The organism is Johannesbaptistia floridana (genome assembly GCF_057440575.1).
On sequence record NZ_JALKVM010000314.1, the window covers coordinates 1 to 8,122 of the forward strand.

The following is an 8,122-nucleotide window of genomic DNA, read 5'->3' on the forward strand; positions in this document are numbered from 1 at the left end:
AAAGAACATTTTTCCTTAAAAATTAGTACATAAGTTCTGGTGGAAGATATGAGGCGATCGCACTAGGAGCTTGCATGAAGCCCTATAATCTTATGGTGCGTTACACGCAGGTTAACGCACCCTACTATGATTACAATTTGTAGGTTGGGTTGAGGTCACTCCACCCAACAATCTAACTACAGTATTAACAAAAGTAACAAAAATAGTCCAAGGGGCGATCGCACAAGCAGAGAGGTTCGTAGTTGGACTTTAGTCCAAAAACCAGAAAGGTAACAACTTTCTTTGAATATAACTAGGAATTGTCTGAAACTCTATAATGTTATGGTGCGTTACACGCAGGTTAACACACCCTACTAAAACAATAAATCAAGACTAAAATTATCTAATATATTTGATGAATGCGCTCGTGTACTAGAAAATAATGGGTTATTAGCAGTAATGTTTAATGCTAGATCTGATAGTCACTGGAATAGTCTATATGAACTTGAGCGATCGTCAGAACTCAAATATATTGGCTGTTATCCTATGGAATACTCTGCTGGTTCTGTAGTTCAAGATAACCGAAAAGGAGGACTAAAGACAGATTTTGTTTTACTTTATGGTAAAAACATTACTCAATTACACACTAAATATATTAATAATATATTTAGTAATATAAATGAATGGTCAACCAACTATCCTAATAAGTCACATTAACATTAACTATGATGGATTTTGATACCGCCAATACTTTTTTTAGTAACGACCAAATTCAAGAACTTGCTAATACCAAAGATGGCATGAGATTTTTAAAGCTGCGTTCGCTATCTCGAAAAGAACAGATGGAATACCTCATGATCGTGCTTCTGAACTTATTTCTGAATTGCAAAATTACAGAGAACAACTATTAAATGATTCTATAGCAAATCCTGAAGCATTGGTGCGATGGTTATATGAAAATCAAGGAGTACGTCGTTTTGATGCTTCTAATCGTCTATTTTTGTTACTTATCGATAAAAGTAACTTTTTCGATAGATAAGCTTCTAAATACAAAATATTAATGCTGCGTTACACATTGTTAATCTACACTACTATATTATCAAACAATTATACAAATAAGCTGCGGACTACAAAATATTAATGGTGCATTACACTTAGTTAACGCACCCTACTATAGTTATAATTCTCAATTCTAAATTCTACATTCTTTCTTAGCCTCATATCTTGCACCAGAACAAAAGTACTGAATAGGCCAACAGACGAGAATCAATTTTTAAGCGTTGAGCATTAATTCTTTAACTCATTACTCATTACTTCAAAACTCATTACTCAACCACAACCAGTAACTTTGGGTAAAGATGCTTTGGTCTGAGCTGACCCAATCTTGTTCTTAGTCCCCACACTTTCTTGAAGAGAGACTATGAATATTGCGTCTTCAGCCTTGAGTAGGTAATTTAGCTGCAACTAATGTAATCTCAATGTCTTCACCTTCTCGCCATACTTCGAGAGATAAGTCATCACCTACTTCAAGAGACCCTACAAGTCTTTGTAAGTCACTAGCAGTAGTAATTGCATTTCCGTTAGCTTTAGTAATAATATCACCTGGCTGTAATCCTGCTGCCTCAGCCGGGGAATTAGAGACTAATTCAATGACTACAACACCTTGGGTAGAATCATCTAACTCCCTCAACCCCAGTTGTTCTTTTACTGAGCTAGTCAAAGTTACCATTTGTACTCCTATATAGGGATGTGCTACTTCACCTGTTTCAATTATTTGACTAGCAACTCTTTGGGCTATATTACTAGGAATAGCAAAGCCTAATCCTTGGGCATCGGCAATAATTGCAGTATTAATACCTATTACTCGACCTTGACTATCAAGAAGTGGACCTCCTGAGTTACCAGGATTTATTGCTGCATCAGTTTGAATAAATTCCACTCTGCGATCAGGTACTCCTATTTCGCCACTAGAACGACCTGTAGCACTAATGATGCCTGTGGTTACAGTATTATCTAGCCCTAAAGGGTTACCAATAGCAATTACAGATTCTCCAGCTCTTAACTTATCTGAATCAGCTAAACTTAACACAGGCAAATTATCAGCATCTATACGAATAACTGCCACATCTGTGAGAGGATCACTTCCTAAAACTTGTCCAGAATAACTACGCCCATCTCTTAGGGTTACTGTAACTTCATCAGCTCCATCTACTACATGGGCATTGGTAATAATGTGACCATCAGTATTGATAATAAAACCAGAACCGCTGCCATTTTGTACAGGATTTTCTTGATCAGGGGTAGGAAAATGGCCGAAAAATTCCTCAAAAGCTTGTTTTTTGTAAGAACTAGGCCCATCAATACTTGCTTGGCGACTAGCAGTGTCTATAGTTACGACTGCGTTACCCGCTACTTCTACCACATCAGCCACAGATTGGATTGGTTCTGAAGAAGTAGAAGTTAAACTAGCGGGAGTTATGCTTGGGGGAGTGACTTGACCTTCCGTTGTACTAATGTCAGGAGAATTAGCCTGACTAGAGGTAGAATCAAAGTCACAGGAGGATAAACTCCAGCTCAATGTTACTCCACACAGAATTAACATTGCTGATTTCTTAGCAGATTCTATGAATGTTTTTTGATCGCGGCTTGGGGAAAAACTTTTAACCATAATAATTTAATCTCAATAAACTTTTCTATTATTTATATCGGACAACCATCGACATTTTATACAGGGAGTGTCAATTTCCTTTTGTGGCTACAAAAGATAAAGAAAAAGCCGCTAATTGTCCAGTTTCGATGTTGAGAGAATCTGAAGGTATAGGGGGACAAGTTCTAGAATTTTTACCACCACTTCCTTGAGTTTCTTCATTAAAGTCTTCTAGTAAATCTTCAATAACTGTTAATGATTCTCCGCTAAATCCTTGGGGACCTCTTTGTTGTCCGCGATCGCGAGCCAAACTATTTAAAGATTCTAGTGAAGAAGCCATTGAGGAAGAGGAAACGATGATTAACACTTCTGTCACTCCTAAAGGCTCTTGCACTGCTAACCTAAACTTGTCATTAGCCCCAGGAACTACTCTTACTCCACTAGCAGGTAAAAGATTAACATCAGCTTCTCCTGACCAGATACTAGGAAATATTACACTGATTGAACCAGTGGAATCAACTACTAAAATTGCTAAGTAAAGATCTCGGTTTTCCAAGCTACGAATATCAAATTGAATATTTGTACCAAGAGGAATTTCTAACAGTCGAGTTTGAGGATTTTGAAAGTCAACAGCGATCTCTTCTGGTAGTGATTCTGACTGAGTTTCTCCTCTTACTAATTCAGCTACAGTACGATCACTATTAGCGATCATCCCTACACGCATATTCAACAAAGATGAATCAGTATTCAATGCTAATTTCAACCAGCGAACTGCTAGTAAACCCTTGAGTTTAGCTTGTAAGCGCTCCAATGCTTGAATAGGCGATTCTTCAGGTGTTCCAAAAGACTCAGGTAGTGGTTTAAGACCTGGTGAATATAAACCAATACTATTCAACGGAGGAGGTGTAGCAAAACCATCTATAGTTTTAAATTCTGGTAACGTTTCTGAGGTTACTCTCCCTAAGATATAATCTACTTCACCCGTCTGTAGTTCTTGAAAATTAATCCTGTCTAATTTACTGTTACTAGCTAAATTAGAGGGGGTAGTTTCTAAAGAGGGATCTATTCCTACCTTTAACTGAAAATCTTTAGGAATCAAACGCATTTTTTCTTGTACAATACTACCAACTTTTATTCCTCCCGGTGTAGCTTCTTGACAAATAAGACCTTGTGCTGATAACCCTTGACGTTCAGTTAGCTGAATTTCACCACTGACTGCCCCTTGATTATCAACAACTATCAGTTGAGATCCCTGACTAAATGCACTTAAACTAAAAGCAGATAATCCTCCTAACCAAATTTCTACATTTGACCCTTGCCGTTGACGAATTACACCATCTCCAGCAGAGTTTGTTGTGGGAAGAAAATAGGTAAGGGGTGATTCTAGGTCATCAGCTAAGTAAAGTTTGGGGGCTTGATTGAGAGTAGAGATGCGAGTAGTTTCACGAGCAACTGGATCAAAAGTGGTTGTCACTGAAGATGAATCGGTCATTTGCCACAAATAACGAGTTAAAGCATAGGTGAAAACTCCTGAGTAAAAACCATCAAAACCAGCATCAACAGCTAGTTGTTCAGGTTGCGCTGAAGCAAAAATTACTCCTTTGGGTAATTCTCGCTCAAAATCTGCCCCTGGTAGTTTAACTTGATTTTGCAGTTGAAGACGATATTCTAACTCTATTGTTGATGGTTTGTCTACATCTTCAGTAAAGCGGGAAAGGGAACGCACCTGGTAATTACCTCTAGTGCCACCTCCTGAATGACAGCTATCTAATACTACTGTTAAGTTATCAGTTTTAACTCCTGCCATGAGTAGAAATAAAGTTCTGCCGGTAATATCAGATACAGTAATATCTTGATTGACTCTGCGCCTTTTTCGATCTATAGGAACAAAAGTACTACTAAGCTTGTCAATACTTGTACTATCAGGATCTAAAACTCTCGAACCATGTCCAGAAAAATGAAACAAGGCTACATCAGTAGGCTTAACTTGGTCAATCAGGTGGCTTTGAAATGCTTGTAAAATATTTTCTCTAGTTGGTTTAATCTCACTATCGTCTGTTAGCAGTAAAATATCCCGAGGATTAAAACCAAAACGATGAATTAATAACTCTCGTTGGGAAATTACATCATTAATACAACCTTTGAGAGGACGGTCTGAATATTGATTAATACCCACTAAAAGAGCTATTTTGCGCGGTGTATCTTCGGCTAAACTTTTAGCTATTTGTAGCCCTTTTTTTTGCAATTTTAAGTTCGTTAAAGCCGCACTTGCTAAAGCGGAACCAGTAAATTGTAAAAAATGTCTTCTTTTCCAATTAGGCATTATTTTTGCTCCAAAGGTGACTCCTAACTTGAAGATTTTGTGATTTTTTTTGTAACTTTATTCGAGTTAAAGGTCGGTAACCCAACAACTAAAATAGATAGATAAAATTAATCTAGGTTGTATTAGCTAGAGTTTTTCGATGATGGCCAAACCTTTTCTGTGCTTATGAGTGGAGTTAAATCTATTTTCCGATAAATAGTATTTAACTCCATTTTATTACTTTTGATCGCTATCTAAAGCTACAGGGAATAAATAATTTATAACAACTGTCTATCTTGTCTTAAAAACTAAATAATTTCAAACTTGTTAAATAACTTAGTTAGTTAATAATAGATATCTGTTGTACACTCTCCCTAAATTTTCAATCTCTAGGACAAAATCACCACTCCAACGAGGTGTCCATTGTAGTAAACAAGTATCTGTATAATCAGTATCTGAATCAATGAGATTACCATTTTGGTCGTATAAGAAACAATCGAGATCAGTATCTCCATCGCCATCTATACCGATACGGGCAACTCTACCAGCACGAAAAGGAATAACATATACATCAGTACTGCCAGCATTAACGCTATCAACATGACGACTTGGTCCGCCGATTCTACCTCTAGAAGCAATTGCTTGTTGTTCAAGATCTGTAATCATGGCGATCATAGTAGGGTCATTACCAGCAAGTTCTTTCGCTTCTGCTAAAACTGCTTCAGCACTGATGTCACGAGTTTCATCTTCTTTGGTTGCTTCAGCTACACTAGTTGATTCATTTTCTTCTGTAGTTTTATCTAGAGTTAAAGATTCTGCGGGAGTTTCCATAATAATTTTAGCCGCAGTGATCATCATTTGTGGATCTTCTTGCTCTCTTGCGTATTTAACTAAAGCATAAGCTAAGTTAAGATTTGATACCTGTTGTGCTTTTTCTGTCTCCTCTCCTTTTTCTGTACTAACATTTGTTTGTGATTCGTCTACATCTTCAGCAATGGCACTAGACATAGTAAATGTTTTTAGATGACTAGCTGTGGTGATCAAAGTAAGTCCACAAATGAGTGAAAGAAGTTGTCGTTTCATTAGGTTTTTCTCTCCTACAATAATTTATTAGCTCTTACTCATTTAGTAAAAGCAGTAATTTACTCTGCTAAAAGGAAAATCGGGTAAATACAATATCAATATACCTAAAAATTTTTTGAATATTTTCTCTTTAAATAATGTCTTAAGAAAATTAGAGTCCATAAACAGAAAACAGTCAACTATAGCAGTTCCCATTCTTATGAGTTACAAAGGTTATACTTTTGAGGCAGGAGGCAGGAGTTAGGTACAACCTCATGAGTCTGAAAAACGCTCTAGTATACATTAATAGTAAGGTTTTAAGCTTTTGGTTATGACTTAGTTTTCTCGAAAGGCATGAATTTAAATACTTAATTGTTACAATGGCCCTAAATAAAATAATTAAACCAGTAAATCTATGTATAAGTTGATTAAATTATCCTCTCTAACTTTAGTGTGCAGTGGTATTTTATCTCTGAAATTCTCAGAATTGGCGATTCCTGGAACCCTCGATCAATTTTCTCCCTCAATTTTGACCTATCAATTACCAACAGAGAATAGCCCTCTGATATCTCCTAGAGAAAAAGCTCGTCGTCTTTATCGAGAAGGGATTCGGCTTTATCAACAGAGTCAATATGACCAGGCAGAGGAACTATTGATAGAATCTTTAGAAATTCGTACCCGCCTGTTTGGACCAGATAATCTCGAAGTGTCTGACAGTCTTGATGGTTTAGCCGTAATTTATAGCGTTCAAGGTCGTTATCATGAATCAGAAGCTTTACATCTCAAAGCCTTAGAAATTAGAAAAGAGAAATTAGGCCCCAATCATCCAGAAGTAGCTATGAGTTTAGATGGCTTAGGTTGGCTTTATCAAGAACAAGGTCGCTATGAAGAAGCCACCGCCATGATTGAAAGAGCTTTAGCCATTGTTTCTAGTCAAGAAAGTTACAGTGGCGGCAGTCAAGTTTTGTTAACTTATCAATTAGGAACTATTCATCATCAACAAGGTCAAGTAGCAGAGGCTATCGCTGATTATCAAGCAGCTTTAGTCCTAGATGCAGGATTTTGGTCAGCATTGGTTAATTTGGGCTTACTTGCTTACGAATCTGGTAACTCTCAAGAGGCAATCGATTACTGGCGCTCAGCTTTAGAGATTAGCGAACATGCTACAGAAGCAAAAATTGCTTTGGCGATCGCTCTTTATCAACAAGGAGAAGAAGCCGCCGCCCTAGAGTTAGGAGAAATACCCTTGAAAGAAAACCCCGATTATCTTCAGCCTCAGTTTTTAGTTAAAAACTTATGGGGAGAGAAATTAGTAGCAGATGCCCAAATTTTTCTGTCTGCTCTCAAATTAAATTCAGTATATCGTTAGGATTTAGGTAAATTAACTATGAGTCAACCACAATTAGCAAAAGTTATCAGCTTGAGTGTATTAAGTCTTTTTTTCTCTGTAGAAATGTTAGCTCAAGTTGAACAAGGCAGTCAACAGAAAACAGAAGGTAGAAGGGAACAATTACTTGGGAGTCACAATACACCAGCAATTGAATACAATCAAATCAGAGATTGTGATGGGGATGTTATAGCCAAATGCTGGGAAGATGCAGATATGACTATGCAGACACAGCCAATGCAACTGGCTCAATCAGGGTCAGAGGAGGCAGAAGCTGATGAACTAGAAGCAGAAGCTATTGAACTGTATCAACAGGGTAAATACTCAGAGGCTATTCAACTTTTAGAGAGAGTTTTAGAGATAAGACGAGGTTTATACCCTAACCAAGACCATCCTAATGTAGCCACTAGCCTTGGTATTTTAGCAGCACTTTACCAACGTCAAGGGAGATTAGAAGAAGCAGAACCCTTTTTGATTGAAGCTTTAGAAATGAATAGGCGCCTATATCCTCAAGACCATCCTAATGTAGCCACTAGCCTCAATAATTTAGCAGCACTTTACTATTCTCAAGGGAGATTAGAAGAAGCAGAACCCTTTTTGATTGAAGCTTTAGAAATGAATAGGCGCCTATATCCTCAAGACCATCCTAATGTAGCCACTAGCCTTGGTATTTTAGCAAAACTTTACGAGTCACAAGGGAGATACCCAGAAGCAGAACCCCTCTATACTGAAGCCTTGGCAATGA

General features: G+C 37.4%; 7 protein-coding genes. 4 read left to right on the forward strand and 3 right to left on the reverse strand.

Translation table 11 applies throughout. The features are described 5' to 3' along the window. Nucleotides 1–438: 438 nt before the first annotated feature. Together MW688_RS18355 and MW688_RS18360 are read left to right on the forward strand one after the other, a co-directional pair. Nucleotides 439–696, forward strand: a complete 258-nt coding sequence (locus MW688_RS18355) for a hypothetical protein (protein WP_486737464.1) — start codon at nucleotides 439–441, stop codon at nucleotides 694–696. A gap of 166 nt (nucleotides 697–862) precedes the next feature. Then, entirely contained in the window at nucleotides 863–1,018 is a 156-nt protein-coding gene (locus MW688_RS18360; protein ID WP_486737465.1) for a hypothetical protein, read from the forward strand. Between the two features lie 396 nt (nucleotides 1,019–1,414). On the opposite strand, the gene MW688_RS18365 is transcribed toward MW688_RS18360, so the two are convergent. From MW688_RS18365 to MW688_RS18375, 3 genes are all read right to left on the reverse strand, one after another. Beyond that, on the reverse strand, nucleotides 1,415–2,647 hold the full coding sequence (locus MW688_RS18365) for a trypsin-like peptidase domain-containing protein (protein WP_486737466.1): 1,233 nt from the start codon (nucleotides 2,645–2,647) through the stop codon (nucleotides 1,415–1,417). A gap of 70 nt (nucleotides 2,648–2,717) precedes the next feature. Beyond that, on the reverse strand, nucleotides 2,718–4,949 hold the full coding sequence (locus MW688_RS18370; RefSeq protein WP_486737467.1) for a caspase family protein: 2,232 nt from the start codon (nucleotides 4,947–4,949) through the stop codon (nucleotides 2,718–2,720). A 315-nt stretch (nucleotides 4,950–5,264) separates the two neighbouring features. Further along, entirely contained in the window at nucleotides 5,265–6,011 is a 747-nt protein-coding gene (locus MW688_RS18375; protein ID WP_486737468.1) for a hypothetical protein, read from the reverse strand. 394 nt (nucleotides 6,012–6,405) lie between these two features. Here MW688_RS18375 and MW688_RS18380 point away from each other — a divergent pair, with 394 nt between their 5' ends. Together MW688_RS18380 and MW688_RS18385 are read left to right on the forward strand one after the other, a co-directional pair. Continuing rightward, a complete protein-coding gene (locus tag MW688_RS18380; RefSeq protein ID WP_486737469.1) occupies nucleotides 6,406–7,359 on the forward strand; it encodes a tetratricopeptide repeat protein in 954 nt (317 codons plus the stop codon). Nucleotides 7,360–7,377: 18 nt separating this feature from the next. Beyond that, nucleotides 7,378–8,122: tetratricopeptide repeat protein (locus MW688_RS18385; protein ID WP_486737470.1), on the forward strand; the 745-nt coding region annotated here is incomplete at its 3' end.